Raw genomic sequence first — 20956 nt, forward strand, 5'->3', positions numbered from 1 at the left:
GTCGTCGGGTTGTCTTGAATTGGCATGCCTAGGAGGCGCAGAACGCTTCGAACTGCGCCTTGTTGAGCAGGGCGCGCACGCCCTGGCGCACGGAGGTGGTGGCGCCGTTGCCGTTGCGGGCGTCGGTGACCGTGGTGCTGATGTCCCACACGGAGTTGTATTGGTCGGGCAGCGTCGAGAGCCCCGAGCCGCTGCTCGATGCGCCGCCGGTGACGCCGCCCGGGCCGGTGCTGCCGCCGCTGCCGGTGTCGAGTGCCTTGGTGGCGCGCACGCAAACGGGGGGAGCGACGTCCACCCTGTAGTCGGTGATGCCGTCGTTGTCGATGTCGACCATGCTCACGGTCTGCTGCGGCGGCGCGAGCGTGGGGCTGCCGTCGCTGCCGGGCACGAGCAGGCTGGAGGCGACTTCCTCGATCGCGCGATTGGCGGCGGCCACCGCCTCGTTGCGCGTCTGCAGGTTGCCCACTGCCTTGAGGTTGGCGTTGCTCAGGTTGAAGGCCGCGGTGACCACCAGGGTGATCAGCAGCAGCATGATCATTCCGATGAGCAGGGCCGCGCCGCGCTGGCCGGCGCCGCGGGCGAACGGCACGCTGGTGTTCATGGCGTCTCCCTTCGGCCGGTGACGTTGCTCAGGCGCACGGAAGTGGAGAACGCGTGGCGCTTGTAGTGGTCGTTGAAAGGCCCGAGCGTGGCGCCGCCGAGCTGGTAGGTGCGCGTGTCGGTGTGGCCGGGCGAGGCCTCGGAGCTGCGCGCCAGCACGAAGAGCTTGACGGCCACTACGTTGACGAGCTGGTCGGCGGTGCAGGCGGGGCTGGTGGTGCAGTGCACGAAGTTGCCGTCGGGGCTGCCGTCGCCCCGGTTGGCCGGCGTGGACTTGTTCGCCGGGTCGGCCCAGGCGATGGCCGCGGTGTAGTCGACCGCGGCGCCGGTCTTGCTCAGCGTGTCGAGGCCGAGTTCGACGCGGAAGCCCTCGACGCCTTCGATCAGCGGCGTGGGCGGCTGCTGCGCCAGCGTGCCGCCCACGAAGTCGAAGCGCGAGCGCGCCAGCGTGGGAATGCCGTCGCCCACGGTGTCGGCGTAGTCGCGCACGTAGTAGATGTCGGCGACGAGCTTGCGCTTGGGCGAGGGGGTGGTGCAGTCCTTCTGGAACATGTTGCCGAAGCCGGCGGTCGACAGGTCGAACGAGGAGGGCTTCTGCGTGCCGCACAGCGACGACTGGAAATACATCGCGCCGCTGGTGTCCGCCTCGCAGTTGGGCGTGCCGGGCAGGCAGGTCTCGGCGTGGCGCACCACGACGATGTCGGTGCCGGCCTTCTTGTTCTTCAGCAGGTCGGTACAGCTGGCGGGGACGCTGTCGTAGGTCTGCACCGGCAGGTCGAGCAGCTGGCGCTTGTAGTCGTCGGTCCAGTTCGCGACGGAGTAGGGCAGGCACGGGTCGGGCAGGGCGCCGGTGGGCACGTGCGTGGGAGCGCCGGTGACGGTGAGGTCGTCGAACTCGGGCATGTAGTTCTCCCAGAATCCGGCATGGGAGAGCTCGTTCTCGAGCACGAAGACGCTGAGGCGGCCGCTTTCTATCTGCCGGTTGACCCGCTCCAGCTCGCGCTGGGAGTTGTTCACGTTGAGGAAGAGCGCGAGCAGCGCGGCCACCACGATGAGCGTGATGGTGATGGCCACCATCAGCTCGATCAGCGTCAGGCCGCGCTGGGCGTGCCGGACGTGCTGCAAGGCGCGCGGGCGGCTCATGAGAGCGATCCGATGCGCACCAGCGTGGTCACGGCGCGGCGGCACTTGTCGTCGGTACACGTGGTGCCGCTGTCGTACTGGCCCTTGCCGCAGGCCACGCCGGCCGGCGGCGCCGAGATCGGCCCCAGCCCCTGCCAGGCGACGGTGACCAGGTACTCGTTGTTGCCCATGTCCTCCACGCAGCCGCGCCCGCCGATCACGGTGCCGAGCTTGCTGCTGCCGGAGACCTCCGCGGCGCCCTGCAGTGCGTCGCACCACTCCTTGGCGTCCACCTGCTGCCGCGTGCCGGTGGCGGTGGGGCAGGCGGCGTCGGCGCCCAGCGGTGCGCTGGTGACGTAGCTGGCCGCGGTGCGGCGGTTGATGGCGATGCGGCTGGCCATGTCGTTCAGCAGGATCAGCGCCTGCGAGCGCTGGTACGACTCCATCTCGGAGGCCTGCATGCGGGCCTGGAGGCCGACGAGGCCGAACAGCCCGAAAGCCACGACGAGCAGCGTGACCAGCACTTCGATCAGCGTCGTGCCGCGCTGGCGGCGCAGGGGGCGGTTTTTCACCATTTGCCGGACGGCGACTTCACGCCTTCGCTGGTGAGGGTGAGATCGCCGTCGCCCTGTTGCGCGCCCGTCGGTCTGAAGGTGAGCGTGTAGCCCGGCGCGCCGGAGGTCGAGAGGGTGACGTCGTAGCTGTAGTTCGCCGAAACCTCCGACGGCAGGCTGTAGCCGCTGGCGGTGAGCGCCGCCTTGTCGGCGTAGATGCGGTTGGCGATGAGGTACTGCTGCTGCCGGTTGGCGATGTCCATCATCTGCGCCTGGGCCGCCGAGCGCTTCGAGCGAATGATGTACTGCTGATAGCTCGGCAGGGCGATCGAAGCCAGGATGGCCACGATCGCGACCGTGATCATGACCTCGATCAATGTGAAGCCGCTGCTGCGTCTGCGTGCCTGCGAATGCTGGTTCATCGTGGCTCGGAAGGAATGTTTCACATTGTTAATTATGTGAATTTATCACATCTGAGGGAAATGCAAGGGCCTGGAAGCTCCGGTGTGCGGTGTCCGCCACGGCGGAATCCAGGGTTTTCCATTACGCAAAGCCACGCGCATGCTCCGCGCGGTGCGACGGATGCGTCGGCGCCTGGGCCCGGCAAAACTCCCCGGGTTCAATCTCAAGGAGACATCCGCATGCACAGCATCCGCCGCCATCTGGTGTGGCTGGTCGTGGCCGTGGTCGGCGCGTTCGCGCTCGCCACCGTGGCCCTGACCCGCGGCGAAAGCGTCAACGCCCTCTGGGTGGTGGCCGCCGCGATCTGCACCTACCTGATCGCCTACCGCTACTACAGCCTCTTCATCGCCGACAAGGTGCTGGGCCTGGACGGCAACCGCAAGACGCCGGCGCACCGCCACAACGACGGCCTGGACTACGTGCCGACCGACAAGAACGTGCTGTTCGGCCACCACTTCGCGGCCATCGCGGGCGCGGGCCCGCTGGTGGGGCCGGTGCTGGCGGCGCAGATGGGCTACCTGCCCGGCCTGCTGTGGGTGCTGGCCGGCGTGGTGTTCGCCGGCGCGGTGCAGGACTTCATCGTGCTGTTCATCTCCACGCGGCGCGACGGCCGCTCGCTGGGCGACCTCGTCAAGCAGGAGATGGGGCCGGTGCCCGGCATGATCGCGCTGTTCGGCACCTTCATGATCATGATCATCATCCTGGCGGTGCTGGCGCTGATCGTGGTGAAGGCGCTGGCCGAATCGCCGTGGGGCACCTTCACGGTGGCCGCGACCATTCCCGTGGCGCTCTTCATGGGCGTGTACCTGCGCTACATCCGCCCGGGGCGCATCGGCGAGGTGTCGCTGATCGGCTTCGTGCTGCTGATGCTCGCCATCTTCGGCGGCCAGGCCGTGAGCCAGAGCCCCGATTGGGCGCCGCTCTTCACCTTCGACGGCAAGGCGCTCACCTGGATGCTGGTGGGCTACGGCTTCGTCGCAGCGAGCCTGCCCGTGTGGCTGCTGCTCGCGCCGCGCGACTACCTCTCGACCTTTCTGAAGATCGGCACCATCATCGCGCTGGCCATCGGCATCGTGTTCGTGATGCCCACGCTGCAGATGCCGGCCGTCACGCAGTTCGCGCAGGGCAACGGCCCGGTGTGGTCGGGCAGCCTGTTCCCGTTCCTGTTCATCACCATCGCCTGCGGCGCCGTCTCCGGCTTCCACGCGCTCATCTCCTCGGGCACCACGCCCAAGATGCTCGACAACGAACGCCACGCGCGCTTCATCGGCTACGGCGGCATGCTGGCCGAGTCCTTCGTCGCGGTGATGGCGCTGGTGGCAGCCTCGTGCATCGAACCCGGCATCTACTTCGCGATGAACAGCCCCGGCGCGCTGGTCGGCACCACCGCGCAGCAGGTGGCGGCCACGGTGTCGGGCTGGGGCTTCGTGATCACGCCCGAGATGCTGCTGCAGACCGCCAGGGACGTGGGCGAGACCACCATCCTCGGTCGCACCGGCGGCGCGCCGACGCTGGCCGTGGGCATGGCCCACATCCTTCACCAGGCGATCGGTGGGCAGGCCATGATGGCCTTCTGGTACCACTTCGCGATCCTGTTCGAGGCGCTCTTCATCCTCACGGCCGTGGACGCCGGCACCCGCGCCGGCCGCTTCATGCTGCAGGACCTGCTGGGCAGCTTCGTGCCCGCGCTCAAGCGCACCGACTCGCTGCCGGCCAACCTCGTCGCCACCGCGCTGTGCGTGGCGGCCTGGGGCTACTTCCTGTACCAGGGCGTGGTCGATCCGCTGGGCGGCATCAACACGCTGTGGCCGCTGTTCGGCATCTCCAATCAGATGCTCGCCGCCGTCGCGCTGATGCTGGGCGTGGTGGTGCTCTTCCGCATGAAGCGCGAGCGCTATGCCTGGGTGGCCATCGCGCCGGCCGCGTGGCTGCTGGCGTGCACACTCACCGCGGGCTGGCAGAAGATCTTCTCGGCCGACCCGAAGATCGGATTCCTCTCGCACGCGGCCAAGTACACCGAGGGCATCGCCAACGGCGTGCTGGTGGCGCCGGCCAAGACGCCGGAGGCCATGTCGCGCATCGTCTTCAACGACCGCCTCGACGCCGCGCTGTGCGCGCTCTTCATCTTCGTGGTGCTGAGCGTGCTGGTCTACAGCATCAAGGCCTGCATCGCTGCGCGCGCGGCCAACCGGCCGACCGCGCAGGAAACCCCGTTCGAGCCGATGGGTACCGCCGCCGCGACGGCGGCCCACTGAAGCCATGGGCCTCGCATTGCCGGAAGCCGGGCGCTATTTCGCGCGCTCGCTCAAGCAGTCGCTGCGGCTCATGGTCGGGCTGCCCGACTACGACGCCTACCTCACGCACATGGCGGCCACCCATCCCGACCAGCCGCCGATGAGCTACGAGGCCTTCTTCCGCGAGCGGCTGGAGGCGCGCTACGGGGCGGGCAAGGGGCGCTGCTGCTGAGCCTGGCGCGGGATTGCGTTACAGCTCTTTCCGATCGAAGCCCTGTCCCGCGGGATGGACGGGCCCATTCCCCGGGCCTAGAGTCCCCTCCATGTCCGCAGCCCCGTGGCTGGAATGGAGGGTGATATGTCGCAGGATCCCTTTGCAGAGTTCAAGAGCCGGCAGCGCGAGATGTGGTCGACCTTCGCGCCGACCGCCATGTTCACGACGCCGGTGGCCGGGCATCTCGTCAGGTTCGCGCAGGTTGCGCAAGGCGAGACCGTGCTGGACGTGGGCACCGGCACCGGCGTGGTGGCCGTCACGGCGGCGCGCCGCGGCGCACGCGTCACGGGGCTCGACCTGACGCCCGAACTGATCGAGGCCGCGCGCGAGAACGCCGGCATCTCCGGGCACGGCGACATCGCCTGGACCGAAGGCGACGCCGAGAACCTGCCGTATGCCGACGCCTCCTTCGACGTCGTGCTCAGCCAGTTCGGCCACATGTTCGCGCCGCGCCCCGAAGTGGCCGTGGCCGAGATGCGCCGCGTGCTGAAGCCCGGCGGGCGCATCGCCTTCGCCACCTGGCCGCCCGAGCACTTCGTGGGGCGCATGTTCGCCTTCATCGGGCGCAACTCGCCGCCGCCACCGGCCGGCGCGTCGCCGCCACCTCAATGGGGCAACCCGGCCATCGTCACGGAGCGCCTGGGCCAGCACTTCGACGCGCCGTTCTTCGGCCGCGGCACCATGCACTTTCCGGCCCTGAGCCTGGGGCACTTCCGCCTGTTCCTGGAGCGTTCGGTCGGCCCGATGCGCAAGCTGGTCGAAGGCCTTGCCGAAGACCCGCAGAAGCTGGCGGCGCTGCGGGCCGAGTTCGATGCGCTCGCCGAGCCTTACTACGTCGACAACGTGGTGCACCAGAGCTACCTGCTGACGCGGGCCCGCGCGCGCTGAGCGCCGCAGCGGCGGCCGGAGAGCCGGCCCGGAACGCGGTTGCATTTATTTAGAATTCGCGGGTCGCGCGACGCGATCTCTCGTCCGAAGCCCCGGCCACCGCGCCGGTGCGGGCCGGCGAGGGCACCCAACCCAGATTCGTTCAAGGCAGGGCACACACGGTTTCTCCGTCGAAGCGATGGAGGCGCCGGCGTGGCGCTTCGCGATTTCAAAAAACAAATCGCCTTGAGGGAATTCCTGCCATGTCCGTCCGTTCTCGCGCGCCGCGCCTTCAGCTTCGCCTGCGCAATCCGTCCCTGATCGTCGCCGCCCTGGCCGCTGCCCACTGCGCGGCCCAGGCCCAGGGCACCGACGCCACGCTCAAGGAGGTGACCGTCACTTCCGAACAGGATGTCGGCTACGCGCCTTCCGTCGGCAGCACGGCCACCAAGGGCAGCGCGCCGCTGCGCGACATTCCGCAGGCCGTCAACGTGCTGCCGGCGCAGCTGCTGCGCGACCAGGGCGCGACCTCGATGCAGGACGCGCTGCGCAACGCGCCCGGCGTGTCGTTCAACGCAGGCGACGGCCAGCGCGACCAGGTGGTGATCCGCGGCTTCACCGCCATTGCCGACTGGTTCGTCGACGGCGTGCGCGACGACGCGCTGTACTTCCGCGACCTGTCGGACACCGAGCGCATCGAAGTGCTCAAGGGGCCGGCGGCCGTGCTGTACGGCCGCGGCTCGTCGGGCGGCCTCGTCAACCGCGTGACCAAGAAGCCGATCTTCGAGCGCCCCTTCGGCGAGGTGTCGCTCGGCCTGGGCTCGCACGACTTCAAGCGCGCCACCGCAGACCTCAACACGCCCATCGGCGAGAACATGGCCTTCCGCCTCAACGTGGCGCGAGAGAAGTCGGGCAGCTACCGCGACCAGCAGTTCATCGACCGCTACAACATCGCGCCTTCGCTGGCCATCAAGTTCAGCCCGCAGACAGACCTGCTGCTGCAGTACACCAACGCCCACGACCAGCGCCTCACCGACTTCGGCATCCCGGCGCTCAACGGCCGCCCCGTGAACGTGCCCATCGGCACCTACTACGGCTCGGCGTTCGCGAAGCGCGACGACACCACCACGACCAAGGTGCAGTCGTTCACCGCCACGCTCAACCACCGCTTCAGCGATGCGCTGACCCTGCGCAACACCACGCGCTACTACAGCTACAAGCTGGACCGCTTCAACACCCTGCCCAGCGGCACCACCGACCCGGTGCGCCTCACGGTCGGCCGCACGCGCGGCTTCGTCGACCGCGACGAGAGCGGCTGGTTCAACCAGACCGACCTGACCTGGCGCAACGAGCTCGGCGGCTTCAGGCAGGAATGGCTGGTCGGCGCCGAGTTCGGCCAGCAGGACAAGCGCCTGTACTCGGTGAGTTCGGCCACCGGCTACGAGCGCGTGAGCATCCTGAACCCGGTGGCCGTGCCGGCGCCGCTGCCGCTTTCGAGCTACACGGCCGCCAGCGCGATTCCGAGCAACTCCACGTTCAAGACGGCCGCGCTCTATGCGCAGAACCAGATCACGCTGGCACCGCAATGGAAGGCGCTGGTGGGTGGCCGCTACGACGTGTTCGGGCAGGACACCTCCTTCGAGCGCACGCTCGCGCCGCTGTCGCGCACCGACCGCAAGTTCAGCCCGCGCGCGGGCGTGGTCTGGCAGCCGAGCGAAACCCAGTCGTACTACGTGTCGTACAGCCGCTCGTTCCAGCCTTCGGCCGAGACCTTCGCGCTGTCGGCCAGCAACACCGCCAACGACCCCGAGATCACGGTGAACAAGGAGATCGGCGCCAAGCTCGACTTCCTCGACGGCGCGCTCAATGTCACCGCGGCGCTGTTCAACCTGGAGCGCTCGGGCATCAAGAACACCGACCCGGCCAACCCCGCGCGGCAGATCAACGTCGGCACGCAGCGCACCAACGGCATGGAGCTGGCGCTGGCCGGCAAGCTGCCGGGCCGCTGGGACGTCAGCGCGGGCTACGCGTATCTCGACGGGCGCATGACCAGGTCGCTGGCCACGGTGAGCTCGCTGCAGTTGCCGATCGGCCCGGCGATGCCGATGCAGGGCAAGATCGCGCCGCTCACGCCGCGGCACTCGGCCTTCGTGTGGCTCATGAAAGACCTGGGCAACGGCCTGAGCGCCGGCGGCGGCGTCAACTACGTGGCCTCGCGCTACGCGTCGCTGAGTAACCTCGTCACGCTGCCCTCGTACGTCACGGCCGACCTGGCCGCGAGCTACAAGACCGGGCGCTACGAGATCTCGGCGAACCTGAAGAACATCACCAACCGCAAGTACTACGTGTCGGCGCACGGCAGCGTGGACAACCTGATCATGCCGGGCCCGGGGCGCGAACTGCAGGTGATGCTGACCGCGAAGTTCTGATCCCGGATGCGGTTGCGGGCTCAGTCTGCGGCTGAGCCCGCCTGCGCGAATTCCTGCTTTTCCGTTCGGCGCCGCGGCGCGACGATGCCTCCACGACAACAACGTCCGTGGAGCCCATCGATGCCAACCGAACAACTCGACCTCGGCCGGATGACCGGCCTCTCGCTGCGCCTGCGTGTGGTGCTCTCGGGCGTGCTGATGCTGGCGGCCGCGATCAGCGCGGCGCGTCCTTCGGGCGCGGACATCGACCTGCAGGCCGAGCAGCGCTTTCAGCTTGCGCTGGAGGCCCAGGCCGCTCGCGACTACCGCGCCATGCTCCAGCACCTGCGCGATGCCGCCACGGACGGCCACGCCGAGGCGCAGGAGATGCTCGGGATGGTGCTGATGACCGGCCCCGCGCTCTACGGCACCGCCGTGAAGGCCGACCGCTGCGAGGCCGGCGAATGGATGCGCCGCGCGGCGGTGCAGGGCAGCGAGACGGCGAAGGTGCAGCTGACCTTCCTGAACCGCCTGCGCAGTTCGCCCGACGGGCGCCGCGCCTGCGGCTGAAGGGCCGGGCGCCCGATCATGGGCGAAGGCGCCGTCCGACGCAGGCCTGCCGGGGAGGTCGCTAGGCTGGGCCTCTTCCATCGGAGGCACGAGCAAGATGAAGCGATACCCGACACACCCATTGGCCGGCCCGGCTCTTCTCATCGCGGCAGGCGTGGCGGCGATTCTCCTGGTTACCGGGTGCGCGGTGTCGCCGCCCACCATCCCGACGGCGAAGCAGGTCGACCTGCAGCGCTTCATGGGCGACTGGTACGTGATCGGCAACATCCCGACACGGCCGGAACGCGATGCCTTCAACGCGGTGGAGTCGTACACGCTGCAGCCTGACGGCCGCATCGACACCCGCTTCCGCTACCGCGAAGGCGGCTTCGACGGCCCGCTCAAGACCATGAACCCGGTGGGCCGCGTGGTGCCCGGCACCGGCAACGCGGTGTGGGGCATGCAGTTCGTGTGGCCGGTGAAGGCGGAGTACGTGATCGTCGACGTCGACAAGGACTACGGCCTGACGATCATCGGCCGCAGCAAGCGCGACTATGCGTGGATCATGGCGCGCACGCCGAGCATTTCCGAGCCGGCCTACGAGGCGGCGGTGGCGCGCCTCAAAGGGCTGGGGTATTCGGTCGAGAACCTGCGCCGCGTGCCGCAGCGCTGGCCCGAGGAACGGGCCGGCGCCGCGAAGCAGTAGCCATTCAGGCGCCGCGGGCAGAGGCCATCGCCTCGAAGCCGCTCGCCAGGTCCGCCGTCAGGTCCCGCGGTGACTCCAGCCCGACGTGCAGCCGCACCACCGCGCCGCGCCCGCTCCAGTCGGTCACGCTGCGCGCGGCACGCATGTTGGTCCAGGCGACGAGGCTCTCGTAGCCGCCCCATGAGGAGCCGCGGCCGAAGAGCCTGAGCGCATCGACGAAACGCTCGACTGCCGCGTTCCCGACGCCCGGCTGCAGCTCGATCGACAGCAGCCCGTTCGTGCCGCTGCAATCGCGCTTCCAGATCTCGTGCCCCGGATGCTGCGGCAGCGCGGGGCAGAACACGGTCGCCACTTCGGGCCGCTCCTGCAGCCAGTGCGCCACTTCCAGCGCATGCCGCTCGTGCATCTGCAGCCGCGCCGAGAGCGTGCGCATGCCGCGCAGCACCAGCCATGCATCGTCGGGGCTCACGGTCATGCCGAAGGCGTCGCAGCGTTCGTTGAGCGGGCGCCATGCGGCCTCCGTGGTGGCGACGGTGCCCATCATCACGTCGGAGTGGCCCGAGAGGTACTTGGTTGCGGCCATCGTCGAGATGTCGGCGCCCAGCGCGAGCGGGCGGTACTGGACGCCGGAGCCCCAGGTGTTGTCGGCCGCGAGCAGCGCACCGCGTGCATGCGCCAGCTCGGCCAGCTTCGGCAGGTCGCACATCTCGTAGACCAGCGAGCCGGGGCATTCGGCGTACACCAGCCGCGTGTTCGGCTCGAACAGCTCCTCGATGCCGCTGCCGTCCGCCGCGAAGAAGGTGCTGCGGATGCCGTAGGGCTCCAGGAAGGAATGCACGAGGTTGCGCGTGGGCTCGTACACGCTGTCGGACATCAGCACGTGGTCGCCCGGCTTCAGGTACGACAGCAGCACCATGCCGATGGCCGCGAGGCCGGTCGGGAAAAGCCGCGTGCGCCAGGCGCCTTCGAGCTCGCTCACCGCGTCTTCCAGCGCGAAGGTGGTGGGCGTGCCGCGCGCGCCGTAGCTGAAGATGCGCTCCTCGTCGCGCCGAGCGCGAGCGTCGCGCATGGCGCCCACGCTGTCGAAGAGCACGGTGCTGGCGCGCACCAGCGGCGTGTTGACGGGCACGCCTCCGGCATGGGACGGGGCCTTGCCGGTGCGGGTGAGGCGGGTGTCCAGCGTCTGGCCGGAGGAAGCGTGGTGCGAGTCGGGCATCTTGTTCTGCGGGGAGGGGGGCAGGGGCCGCTATGTTGCTTCAATCAGTCGGCGCGCGCACCCGAAAGCTTGACGATGCGCGACCAGCGCTCGATGTCCTGCTTCAGCTGCGCAGCAAAAGCATCGGGCGTGCTGGCCACCACTTCGCTGCCGCCGTCGGTGACGAGCTTTGTCACCTCGGGCAGGCGCAGGGTGCGCACGATGGCTTCGTTGAGGAAGGCCACGCGCTCCGGCGGCGTGCCGGCGGGGGCGAAGAAGCCATACCAGTCCTCGAAGCGCGCGCCGGCATAGCCCAGCTCTTCCAGCGTGGGCACCTTGGCGAACACGCCGATGCGGCGCGGGCTGGTCACGGCCAGCACGCGCAGCTTGCCGCCTTGCACCATGCCCGCCACCGACGCGGTGGATGTCACCATCACGTCCACCTGTCCGCCGATCAGGTCGGTCAGTGCCGGCCCGGCGCCCTTGTAGGGCACGTGCGTCATTTCCACGCCGTTGTCCTTGGCGAGCACCACGCCCACCAGGTGCGACAGCGTGCCGTTGCCCGGCGTCGCGTAAGTCACTTTGCCGGGGCTTGCCTTGGCCTTGGCGGCGAGGTCGGCGAAGCTCTTGAGGGGCGAGTTGGCCTCCACCACCAGCGCGAGCGGCGCGGCGTTGATCTGCGTGATGGGCACGAAGTTCTTGATCGGGTCGAAGCCCGGCGAGGCATACAGCGAGGGGTTCACGGCCATGATCGACACCTGCGAAGTGAGCACGGTGTAGCCGTCGGGCTTGGCGTCGGCCACTGCCTTGGCGCCGATGTTGCCGCCCGCGCCGCCGCGGTTGTCGACCAGGGCGGCCTGTCCCATGATCTCCGGCAGCTTGGTGGTGACCAGTCGCGCCGTCGCGTCGTTGCCGCCGCCCGGCGGGAAGGGCGAGATGAACTTCACCGGCTGCGACGGGAAGCCGTTGCGCGGCGCCATCGGCTCGGCGGTGGCTGGCTGGAGTGCGAGCGCCGCGAGCCAGGCGGCTGCGGCGGCAAGTCTGGCGATATGGGCGATGTGCGGGATGCGGCTGGCGAACGACATGACGGAACTCCTGGAATAGGAACTGACAAGGACGAACAGAAAGCGGGACCAATGAGGGCTCAGGCGTGCGATGCGGTGCCCGGCAGCCGGAAGGCCGCGCGCTCCTGCGCGTCGAGCTGCGCGACGAGGCCGGTCTCCCATGCGAGATAGCGGCGCGCGGCCTCCTTGTTGCCGTCGTGGCGGTCGTGCACGAAGAACAGGTAGTCGATGCAGTCCGCGTCGGCGGGCAGCGCGGGCGTGGCCTTCACGGGCAGGCCTGCGGCGCTCCAGGCAGCCATGCCGCCGGACAGCAGCAGCGGGGCGGGCGAGACGCCGGCGAGTTCGCAGGAGGCTGCCCATGCGGCGAGCGCCGCGTCGCCGGCAACCAGCACGAGCTGGCGGGGCTCGCCTTTGAGGTCGGCGGCGAGGCGCGGGCGGATCGACCAGCGCGCCTGCGCGATGTGGCCGGCGCGAAACTGCATGCTGCCGCGCAGGTCGATCACGGCCACGTCGTTGCGCTCGATGCGCGCTGCGAGCGTCTTCGCGTCGATGGTGTCGAGCGCGGGTGCGGCAGGCGCCTCAGCCGGCGTGAGAGCCAGCCCGCTCGCCAGCCCGCCTTCGAGCACGCTCGCGTCGTGCCCCATCTGCCGCAGCCAGCTCGCGATGGTGGGCGCGCGAACGCCGTCGCTGTCGAACAGCACCAGCCGCGCGCCGCGCACGCCGAAATACTGGTCGCCGGCCTGCATCAGCTGGCCGCCGGGCGTGTGCTGCGCGCCGGGCAGGGTGCCGGCGGCGAATTCCTCCGGCGTGCGCACGTCGCAGAGGAAGAGGCTGCGGCTGGCGTCGTCGGCCCATTGGCGCACGGTCTGCGCGTTCACGCTGGGAACGTCGAAGCGCGCTGCGAGCGCCTTGGCGGCGGGGCGCAGGTCGGTGTTGCCGCTGTCGTCGGCATAGCGCTGCGTGCCGCCGTGCTCCAGCTTGTGGTCGTTGAGGTACCAGCCCTGCGTGCCGTTCTCCAGTGCATACACCGGGTTGGGCAGCCCGAGGTTGATGAGCGTCTGCGCGCCGATGATGCTGCGCGTGCGGCCCGCGCAGTTGATGACGATGGGCGTGGTGGTGTCGGGCACCAGCCGGCGCACGCGGTAGGCGAGCTCGCCGTTGGGGCAGCAGGTGGCGCCGGGGATGTTCATCTTGCGGAACTCGCCGGTGGGGCGGCCGTCGAGCACCACCACCTTGTCCTTGCGCGCCAGCATGTCGGCCAGCTGGTCGGCGCTGACGCGCGGCGTGTGATAGACCTCCTCGGCCAGTTCGCCGAAGGTCTTCGAAGGCAGGTTGACGCCCGCGAAGAGCACGTAGCCCGCGGCCTTCCATGCGCGGGCGCCGCCCTGCAGCACGTGCACGTCGGTGTAGCCCAGCGCGGCGAGCCGTGCCGCGGCGCGCTCGGCGACCTCGCCGCCGTCGCCCTCGTCGTAGACCACCGTGCGCACGCCGCGTCGCGGCACGAGGCGCGGCGCGTCGATCTCCAGCCGGCTGAAGGGCAGGGGAATGCCGTAGAACAGGTGTGCCTCGCCGTACTGGCCGTGCTCGCGCACGTCGAGCAGCGCGATCTCGCCGCCGTCGTGCAGCCAGGATTTGAGGGTCTTCGGGTCGATGAAGAGAGTCATGAGAGCGAGTCGTTGGGACGAATGAAGTCCTGCGAGGCCGCCAGTGCGGCCCGCATGAAGAACGGGAAAGGGTGAAAGGAAGAGCGGCTAACGGCGCGTCTTCACGCCGATGCCCATGGTCTGGTACGTGCCCGCTTCCAGGTCGTAGGCGGTGCGGCTGTTCAGCGTTTCGAGTGCGCGGCCGTACATGTGCAGGTGGCGGATCACCTGCTCGCCCTGGATCTCCACCGAGTGGATGTCCTCGGGCATCAGCGCGATGCCCTTGCCGGGCGCGACGACGACCAGCTCCGTCTGCTCGAGTTTGCCCACGCCCGGCACGCTGCCGTCGTCGGTGCGCTCGTAGACGCGGTTGTGCTCGGTGCCTTCCACCGCCGCGATGCAGGCCCAGGTGGTGTGGTTGTGCGGCACGATCTTCTTGCCCGGGCGCATCACGTTCAGGTAGAGCGCGTAGCTCTGGTCGGCGTCTTCGGCGATCAGGTAGCGGGCCTGGTGCTCGCCGGCCTCGGGCGGCGGAAAGTCGGCGGCGCCCCAGTACGCGGTGCGCGCGGCCAGGCCCTGCAGCGCGTCGAGCACCACGGCGAGCTTCTCGCGGGTGGGCTCGCCGCCGCCGATGGCCTTCTTCATGGTGGCGATGGACGCCTCGACGGCCTGGCTGCGTTGCTCGGACGGGGTGCTGCTCATTCGGTCTTTCTCCAGTGGGGTTACCTGTTCGATGTGCGTCCACTGTAGTGACGGGGGCGTGACGCAACAATCCAGCTGGCGCAGGAAACACTTCAATAAAATTAATACATGCCCACGCTCGATCTCGAACTGCTGCGCTCCTTCGCGGCCGTCGTCAGCCATCACAGCTTCGCGGCGGCGGCGGTGCACCTGGGGCGCACGCAGTCGGCGATCACGCAGCAGATGCAGCGGCTAGAGGAGCAGATCGGCCACCCGCTCTTCGCCAAGCAGGGGCGGCAGAAGCGGCTGACGGAGCACGGCGAGAAGCTGCTGACCTACGCGCACCACATGCTGGCGCTGAACGACGAGGCGCTGCGCAGCCTGCGGCAGGGGCAGCTCGAAGGCAACCTGCGCATCGGCGCGCCGCACGACGTTGCCGAGACCATGCTGCCGCTGCTGCTGGCCGAGGTGGCGCGCACATCGCCGCTGCTGCAGCTAGACATCCACATCGGCCGCAGCCCCTACCTGATGACTTCGCTCAAGAGCGGCGAGGTCGACATGATCATCTCCAACCGCGCCGACGCGCAGTCGCAGTTCGAAGGCGTGGTGCTGCGCAACTCGCCCACCGTGTGGCTGTGCGCCGCAAGCTACGTGCACGACCCGGCCAAGCCGGTGCCGCTCATCATGGCCGACGGGCCCAGCATCTTCCGCCGCATCGGCCACGAGGCGCTCGACACCGCGGGCGTGGCCTGGACGCCGCGCTACACATCGTCGAGCCTGATCGGCATCAAGGCCGCGCTGCGCGCCGGGCTGGGCGTGACGGCGCGCGGCGTGGAGCAACTCGACGCCGGCTTGCGCGTTCTCGGCGCCGGCGACGGCATGCCGAGGCTGCCCGACCTGGCCTACTACCTCTACGTGCGCAGCCACGTGGTGAACCCGGTCACGCGGCAGGTGTTCGAGACGCTGAAGAAGCAGCTGCGGCTGCCGCGCACGGACATGCCGGCGTAGCTCGATCAACCCTCGGTGGCCGCGCTCGTCATCGCATAGCTGCCGCGCCCGCCCTGCTTGGCACGGTACATGGCCTTGTCGGCCGCGGCGAGCAGGTCGCGCGGCGCCTCGCTCCCGTTGCCCAGCGCGATGCCTATCGACACGCCGATCGCCATGCCGGCCTGCTCCTGCGGCAGCGGCTCGGTGATCGCGTCGATGCACCGCTGCGCCAGCGCCAGCGCGCCCTGTTCGGCGGGCTCCTTGAGGCCGGTGGCGAGCAGCACGAATTCGTCGCCGCCGATGCGGGCCACCGTGTCCGTCTGCCGCACCAGTTCCTGCAGCCGGCGCGCGATTTCCTGCAAGGCCCTGTCGCCGGCCTCGTGGCCGAAGGTGTCGTTGAGGCTCTTGAAGCCGTCGAGGTCGAGATACAGCACCGCCACCATGTGCCCCTGCCGCCCGGCGTGGGCCAGCGCCTGCTGCAGCCGGTCGTCCAGCAGCTTGCGGTTGGGCAGGCCGGTGAGCGTGTCGTGGTGGGCTAGGCGCTCCAGCGCCTCCTGGTTGTCGAGCAGCTTGGCCAGCAGGCGGTTGAAGGCCTGCGTGAGATGGCCGATCTCGTCGTCGCGCACCACCTTCAGCGGCGCGAGCGGGAGTTCGCCGCGGGTCATGCGGTCGGCCTGGTCGGCGGCGCGGAACAGCGGTCGCAGCAGCCAGGCCATGACCAGGCCCAGCACGATGAGCACCGCCGACACCGCGGGCCCGCGCTGCGCCAGGATGAAGGACTGCATCCGCCCCACCGGCGCCAGCGCCTCCGCGACGGGCAGCCGCGCCACCACGAACCAGCCGCTCGTCGGCACCGAGGCGATGGCGGAGATTTCGTCGATGCCCTTGGCGTTGCGCGTCGTCCCGCTGCCGCGAAAGCCCGCCATGGCGCGATCGTGCAGCAGGTTCACGCCATCCGGCGGCGTGGGCTTGAGGGACATCGATACGTCCGTGGAAGCGACGAAGAGCCGGTCGCGTGGCGAGATCACGAGAATGCCGCCGGACTGGCCCACCCGCCCATCCTGCAGATGGTCGAGCAGGCCGTCGGCCGTGAGGTCGGCGGTGCCCTGCAGCACCGCGACAACCTGGCCGGCGCCGTTGCGCAGGGGCACGGCCATGGGCAGCGCCGAGTGCCCCGAGGGCGTGGCGTGAGGACGGCCCACCGCGCGCTGCCCGGCGAGCGCGGCGGTGAATTCCGGACTGTCCGTGACCAGCTGTCCGGCATCGTCGAGCCGCTTGCCGCCGGTGTCGGCGACTGTCAGTCCGAGGGGGACGAGGGCGCTCAGCGTGCTGCGTTCGGCGAGCCATGCCCGCAGCTGCCCGGGCTGCGCCAGGAGTTCGGGCGGCACGGCGCCCGCCAGCCGCTCCAGAAACGACAGCCGCTCGCCCAGGTAGTTGTCGACGTCGCGGGCCACGTAGGTGGCCAGCGCCGTCTGCTGCGTCGCCACCGACCTGGTGAGGTCCTCGCGCAGGAAGCGGGTGAGCTGGATGTAGCTGGCGGCGGTGCCCACGACCGCCATCACCAGACCCATGACGAGCAGACGGAAAACCAGGCTGTTTGCGGATTTTCGGAGATTCACTCTGGCGTCGGGTCTGGAGGCGGGTAGGTGCGGGACTGTATCCGAAGCGCTGCCCAGGCCCTTCTTTGGGCCTCCTTCCGCCTTTGTCCGTCGGCCGGATTCAGCTCGCCATGCCGAAGAAATGCTGCCGGTAGCGCGGTGCCACGTCGTCCACCCGCAGCATCAGCGGCAAGTCGGCCGTGTTGAAGGCGACGTCGAGCGCGGGTGGCCCGAGCAGGCGCGCGCCGCAGCGCAGGTAGCCCTTGATGAGCGGCGGAGCGGCCGGCGGCGGCGTGTCGCTGTCGGCATCGCTGTCGGGCTCGGCGTCCAGCGGCAGCGCGATGCGCGGCTCCACGCGCCAGCGCTCTTCCACCAGGTGGGTACGGCACAGCCGGTGCCACAGCCGCGCGGCGCTCGCGCCCTGGTCGTCCAGGCCGATGCTGGCGCAGCCGATCATGGTGTCGAGCGCGTGGTCGACCATGTACTGCCCCAGCGCGGCCCACAGCGCCATGATGACGCTGCCCGAGCGCCAGTCGGCGTCCACGCAGGAGCGGCCCAGCTCCAGCGCGTTGCCGCGCAGCGGGGCGAGCGGGGAGAGGTCGAACTCGGTGTCGGTGTAGAAGCCGCCGGCCCGGCGCGCGGCTTCCGGTGTGAGCACGCGGTAGGTGCCGATGAGCGGGCCGGGCCCGTTCACCGGGTCGACCGAGCGCACCAGCAGGTGGTCGCAGTAGCTGTCGAAGCGGTCGGCGTCGAGGCCGGGCGGGGTGCCTTCAGGCGGCGTGAGGTGCGCGCCCATCTCCAGTGCGAACACCCGGAAGCGCAGGCGCTGGGCGTCGCGCACATCGTCCTCGCAGTCGGCCCAGCGGGTTTCCAGCGCGGGCATGGCGGCGGGCGAAGTGAACGAACGGTCGGGCCGGGCTTGCGAAGAGGCGATGTCCATGTGCGTGTGGCCACTCAGTTGGAGGGTGGATAGCGGCCGACCAGGCGGTTCTGCCGCCGGTTGAGCCGTGCGAGCGCGAGCAGGCCGATGGGCCGCACGCCGGCCTTGCGCTGCGCCGCGCCAATGGCGAACAGCAGCCGCTGCTTGGCGAAGACCATGCGCAAGCCCTGGATCACGCCGATGTCCGGGTCCCAGGCCTCGATGGCCTCGGAGCCCGCGCCGTTGACTTCCATGATCGTGAAGCCGCGCCCGGCGGCGAGTTCGCGCAGGCTCTCGTAGCGCACGTCGAAGCGGCCGAAGCGGAAGTCGGGCATGTCGCGCGCGACGGCGTCGACGGCGCGCACCAGTTCGGCGGTGATGAGCGCCGCGGCGTCGCGGTAGAGCCCTCCGACGCGGGTGGAGCCGATGGTGGCGAGCCGCACCTGCTGCCCGGCTGCCGGCACGCTGCCGAACGGTACGCTGCATTCGTGTCGCGGCGAGCGCGCGATGCGGCGCGCCCGCACGTCGGCCGCCACGAGCTGGGCCACCGTGCTGCGGCCGTCGCCCGTCACGCGAGGAAAGTAGCGCAGCGCCAGCCCGACGATGCGGCCTTCGCCGGTGACCGGATCGCGCGCGTAGAAGATGCCGGCCTCGCCCTCCTGCGGCAGGTAGCGCTGCAGCACGACCGTCTCGCCATGAGGAAAGACCGCCAGGTACGCCAGCAGGGCAGCCATGTCCGGCAGCAGGCGCACGCCGTAGCCGCACAGGCCGAGGTCGGGCTTGGCGACAAGCGGGAAGCAAAGGCCCTCCGCGGCGATGGTTTGCCGCAGCGAATCCTCCGTCGCCGTGTCGTCGTTGAACACCGCGCAGTAGTCGGCCGTGACCGAGCGCGCCAGCGGCCCCATGCCCCGGAAGTATTCGAGCTTGCCTTCGCCCGCCATGCCGCCCGAAGTGATGTGCGGATTCGCCGCGCAGGGCACGGTGGCGCCGCCATGGCGCAGCGAGAGCCACAGCCACTGCACCACCAGCGGCACGCAGATGAGCCACTTGGGCATGCGCTCCAGCACGCTGCATTCGCGCACCACGGCCAGCCGCGAGGCTTCGGCGCCGCCAAGCTCCAGTTCCGCGGCCATCACCCGGCCTCCGGCCTGCGCGTGGCGACGAGGCCCACGGCGGCGATGCGGTCGATGTGCGCGTACACCGGCCGCTCCAGCTCCTCGCCGAACACGTCGGGGTCGATCTCGGCGTACGACCACTCGAAGGCGGGCGCCGCCAGCAGCGGCTGTATCTCGGCGAGGAAGGGGTCTTCGCCGTCGACCATCGCCACGCCGGTGTAGAGCAGCAGCTGCCCGCCCGGTGCCAGCCGCTTCAGCGACTCGGCCGCGATGCGCGCGCTCAATGCCCGCCCGAGCCGCGCGCCGCCGTGGCGGTAGGCGCGCTGGGCGGCGTCGTCGAGGTAGGGCGGGTTCGACACGATGAGGTCGAAGTCGCCCTTGACGGCCGAGAGTGCATCGCCCTGCGCGAGCGCGACCTCGACGCCCGCCGCCTCCGCGTTGACGGCCGTGTACTGCAGCGCGAGCGGGTTGATGTCGTTCATCACGATCGTCGCGGGCGTGCCCGTGGCCGCCAGCGCGCGCGCCACCGCGATGCCGCCCGCGCCGCTGCCGCAGCCCACGTCGAGCACGCGCAGCGGCTTGCGTTGCGCCTGATGCCGGTCCAGCGCATGCCGGATGAAGCGCGCGAAGCGGCTGGTGTCGGGGCCGAAGAACACGGCGTTTTCCTCGACCGTGGGGTAGGCCGAGTGAAGGAACAGGTCGTCCCCCAGGCTGGCGATGCGCACCGTGCTGCGCAGCAGCGAACCGGTGCGACGCACGATGCCGGCATGCTCCATGGCGGCCAGCAGTTCCGGCGGCACCGTGCGGGGCTCGAACGACAGGTTCCAGCCGAAGATGTCGCGCAGCGTGGCGCCCGGCTCGCGCCCGCGCCGGGCGAGCACGCGCTGGTGGGTGAGCGGCGTGACGGTGGTGAAGCGATAGCCTGTGCCAGCCACCTGCCGCAGCACATCGGCCGCGTTCATCATGCGGCCAGCTCCTCGGCCACTCGCAGTTCGGCGCTGTAGCGCTCGAAGCAGCGCTCCCCGCAGGCCAGCCGCATCAGCGCGCCTTCGGCGATGAACTGCCCGCAGTACGGATCGGCCTCGACCAGCGGCCGGATCACCTCGCGCAGCCATGCGCGCGAGTGCGACACGTCGAGCGCCGCGTGCAGGTCGAAATAGGCGCGTGCGCGGCCGCTCAGGCCCAGGCGGCGCATGCCGGCGGCCACCAGCTTCACGCGCCCCGGGGCCGTGAGCTCGATGACGCCGAGCGCGCCGATGGAGTGGTAGGCGTAGCGCCGGGTGGTCGCCAGCGCGACCATGGTGTTGGCGAGCGCCAGCGACTCCCACACGGTGGTGTCGATGGCCGGATGCAGGTCGAGTTCGCGCACCATCTGCTCCAGCATCTGGCTGTGCATGGCGCTTTGCTTGCCGTGCCCCATCTCGTCCCAGAAATTGCGCGCGCACTCCAGCTTGGGCTGCGGCGGCAGCTTGACCTGCGTGCAGGCCAGCAGGTCCTCGAAGCCCGCTTCGCCCGCGGCCTCCTGCGTGAGGAACCATCGCATCTGCGCCAGCGTGGCTTCGCCGGCCAGCCAGTCGAAGAGCGGATGGTGCTGGCCCGGCCCGTTCTGCTCCAGCGACTCGAACCAGGCGACGAAGTGGGCCGCGTTGCCGGTGGAAGCCGATGCCGCCGTCTGCACGGTGGCACGCAGCGCTTCGAGGTGCTCGCCTTCCAGCAGGCGGCAGGCGTGCTCGTCGGCGAGCTCGTCCTTCCACCACGGCGAAGGAATGCCGGGCCTCAGCCGCACGGCGTTGAACCGCGCCAGGCGGCGGTGAAGCTGCGTGCTGGTGTCTGCGCTGGCGTCCGGGGTGTCGTCAGTGGACATGGCCGATCCTCGTCATCCGCTGGGCAAAGGGGCAGAGTGCGCCTTTGCGCGGCGGCTGTCCGTCAGACGGCGCCTACAGATTCGGCCCTGGTGGCCAGTGCGCGCAGAGAAACC

Annotated in this window: 20 protein-coding genes; 7 read left to right on the forward strand and 13 right to left on the reverse strand. The window is 69.9% G+C overall.

Annotated features, from left to right (window positions below):
• Window positions 1-28: 28 nt before the first annotated feature.
• Genes ACAM57_RS07480 through ACAM57_RS07495 form a run of 4 tightly spaced genes read right to left on the reverse strand, consistent with a single transcriptional unit; the run spans window position 29 to window position 2698 of the window.
• Window positions 29-601, reverse strand: coding sequence for a hypothetical protein (locus ACAM57_RS07480; protein ID WP_126023412.1), 573 nt, complete (start codon window positions 599-601; stop codon window positions 29-31).
• The gene (locus tag ACAM57_RS07485) at window positions 598-1743 is read right to left on the reverse strand and encodes a PilW family protein (protein ID WP_369661182.1); all 1146 of its coding nucleotides are present in this window, start codon (window positions 1741-1743) and stop codon (window positions 598-600) included. The genes ACAM57_RS07480 and ACAM57_RS07485 overlap by 4 nt, the downstream gene beginning before the upstream one ends.
• A complete protein-coding gene (locus tag ACAM57_RS07490; RefSeq protein WP_369661183.1) occupies window positions 1740-2297 on the reverse strand; it encodes a prepilin-type N-terminal cleavage/methylation domain-containing protein in 558 nt (185 codons plus the stop codon). The genes ACAM57_RS07485 and ACAM57_RS07490 overlap by 4 nt, the downstream gene beginning before the upstream one ends.
• Complete coding sequence (locus tag ACAM57_RS07495; RefSeq protein ID WP_369661184.1) at window positions 2291-2698, reverse strand: type IV pilin protein; 408 nt, start codon at window positions 2696-2698, stop codon at window positions 2291-2293. Before ACAM57_RS07495 ends, ACAM57_RS07490 begins: the two co-directional genes overlap by 7 nt.
• A gap of 219 nt (window positions 2699-2917) precedes the next feature.
• Here ACAM57_RS07495 and ACAM57_RS07500 point away from each other — a divergent pair, with 219 nt between their 5' ends.
• The 6 genes from ACAM57_RS07500 (at window position 2918) to ACAM57_RS07525 (ending at window position 9776) form a co-directional block, all read left to right on the forward strand.
• Window positions 2918-4993 (forward strand): carbon starvation CstA family protein, encoded by a 2076-nt coding sequence (locus ACAM57_RS07500; RefSeq protein WP_369661185.1) that lies wholly within the window; start codon window positions 2918-2920, stop codon window positions 4991-4993.
• A gap of 4 nt (window positions 4994-4997) precedes the next feature.
• On the forward strand, window positions 4998-5204 hold the full coding sequence (locus ACAM57_RS07505) for a YbdD/YjiX family protein (protein WP_124462312.1): 207 nt from the start codon (window positions 4998-5000) through the stop codon (window positions 5202-5204).
• A 126-nt stretch (window positions 5205-5330) separates the two neighbouring features.
• The gene (locus ACAM57_RS07510) at window positions 5331-6134 is read left to right on the forward strand and encodes a class I SAM-dependent methyltransferase (RefSeq protein ID WP_369661186.1); all 804 of its coding nucleotides are present in this window, start codon (window positions 5331-5333) and stop codon (window positions 6132-6134) included.
• A gap of 242 nt (window positions 6135-6376) precedes the next feature.
• Window positions 6377-8542, forward strand: a complete 2166-nt coding sequence (locus tag ACAM57_RS07515; protein WP_369661187.1) for a TonB-dependent receptor — start codon at window positions 6377-6379, stop codon at window positions 8540-8542.
• A gap of 120 nt (window positions 8543-8662) precedes the next feature.
• Entirely contained in the window at window positions 8663-9091 is a 429-nt protein-coding gene (locus ACAM57_RS07520; RefSeq protein ID WP_260319407.1) for a sel1 repeat family protein, read from the forward strand.
• Window positions 9092-9188: 97 nt separating this feature from the next.
• Entirely contained in the window at window positions 9189-9776 is a 588-nt protein-coding gene (locus ACAM57_RS07525) for a lipocalin family protein (RefSeq protein ID WP_369661188.1), read from the forward strand.
• A 4-nt stretch (window positions 9777-9780) separates the two neighbouring features.
• On the opposite strand, the gene metC is transcribed toward ACAM57_RS07525, so the two are convergent.
• The 4 genes from metC to ACAM57_RS07545 form a co-directional block, all read right to left on the reverse strand.
• Entirely contained in the window at window positions 9781-10992 is a 1212-nt protein-coding gene (gene metC / locus ACAM57_RS07530; RefSeq protein WP_369661189.1) for a cystathionine beta-lyase, read from the reverse strand.
• Between the two features lie 44 nt (window positions 10993-11036).
• Window positions 11037-12056, reverse strand: a complete 1020-nt coding sequence (locus tag ACAM57_RS07535) for a tripartite tricarboxylate transporter substrate binding protein (protein WP_126023422.1) — start codon at window positions 12054-12056, stop codon at window positions 11037-11039.
• A 59-nt stretch (window positions 12057-12115) separates the two neighbouring features.
• Window positions 12116-13699, reverse strand: a complete 1584-nt coding sequence (locus tag ACAM57_RS07540) for a rhodanese-like domain-containing protein (protein WP_369661190.1) — start codon at window positions 13697-13699, stop codon at window positions 12116-12118.
• 87 nt (window positions 13700-13786) lie between these two features.
• Entirely contained in the window at window positions 13787-14380 is a 594-nt protein-coding gene (locus ACAM57_RS07545) for a hypothetical protein (RefSeq protein ID WP_369661191.1), read from the reverse strand.
• A 108-nt stretch (window positions 14381-14488) separates the two neighbouring features.
• On the opposite strand from ACAM57_RS07545, the gene ACAM57_RS07550 reads away from it, so the two are divergent.
• Window positions 14489-15367 (forward strand): LysR substrate-binding domain-containing protein, encoded by an 879-nt coding sequence (locus ACAM57_RS07550; RefSeq protein ID WP_369661192.1) that lies wholly within the window; start codon window positions 14489-14491, stop codon window positions 15365-15367.
• Between the two features lie 5 nt (window positions 15368-15372).
• Here the strand turns inward: ACAM57_RS07550 and ACAM57_RS07555 are convergent, their stop codons facing one another.
• The 5 genes from ACAM57_RS07555 to ACAM57_RS07575 all read right to left on the reverse strand — a co-directional run bounded on the left by ACAM57_RS07555 (window position 15373) and on the right by ACAM57_RS07575 (window position 20842).
• Window positions 15373-16917, reverse strand: a complete 1545-nt coding sequence (locus tag ACAM57_RS07555) for a diguanylate cyclase (RefSeq protein WP_369661193.1) — start codon at window positions 16915-16917, stop codon at window positions 15373-15375.
• Window positions 16918-17065: 148 nt separating this feature from the next.
• Complete coding sequence (locus ACAM57_RS07560) at window positions 17066-17884, reverse strand: GNAT family N-acetyltransferase (protein WP_369661194.1); 819 nt, start codon at window positions 17882-17884, stop codon at window positions 17066-17068.
• Window positions 17885-17898: 14 nt separating this feature from the next.
• The gene (locus ACAM57_RS07565; protein WP_369661195.1) at window positions 17899-18996 is read right to left on the reverse strand and encodes a hypothetical protein; all 1098 of its coding nucleotides are present in this window, start codon (window positions 18994-18996) and stop codon (window positions 17899-17901) included.
• Window positions 18996-19943 (reverse strand): methyltransferase, encoded by a 948-nt coding sequence (locus ACAM57_RS07570; protein WP_369661196.1) that lies wholly within the window; start codon window positions 19941-19943, stop codon window positions 18996-18998. Before ACAM57_RS07570 ends, ACAM57_RS07565 begins: the two co-directional genes overlap by 1 nt.
• Window positions 19940-20842 carry an iron-containing redox enzyme family protein gene (locus ACAM57_RS07575; protein WP_369661197.1) on the reverse strand — a complete coding sequence of 301 codons (903 nt, stop codon included), beginning with the start codon at window positions 20840-20842 and terminating at the stop codon, window positions 19940-19942. The genes ACAM57_RS07570 and ACAM57_RS07575 overlap by 4 nt, the downstream gene beginning before the upstream one ends.
• Between the last annotated feature and the right edge of the window lie 114 nt (window positions 20843-20956).

This window comes from Variovorax sp. V15, from assembly GCF_041154425.1.
Classification (GTDB): Bacteria; Pseudomonadota; Gammaproteobacteria; order Burkholderiales; family Burkholderiaceae_C; genus Variovorax; species Variovorax guangxiensis.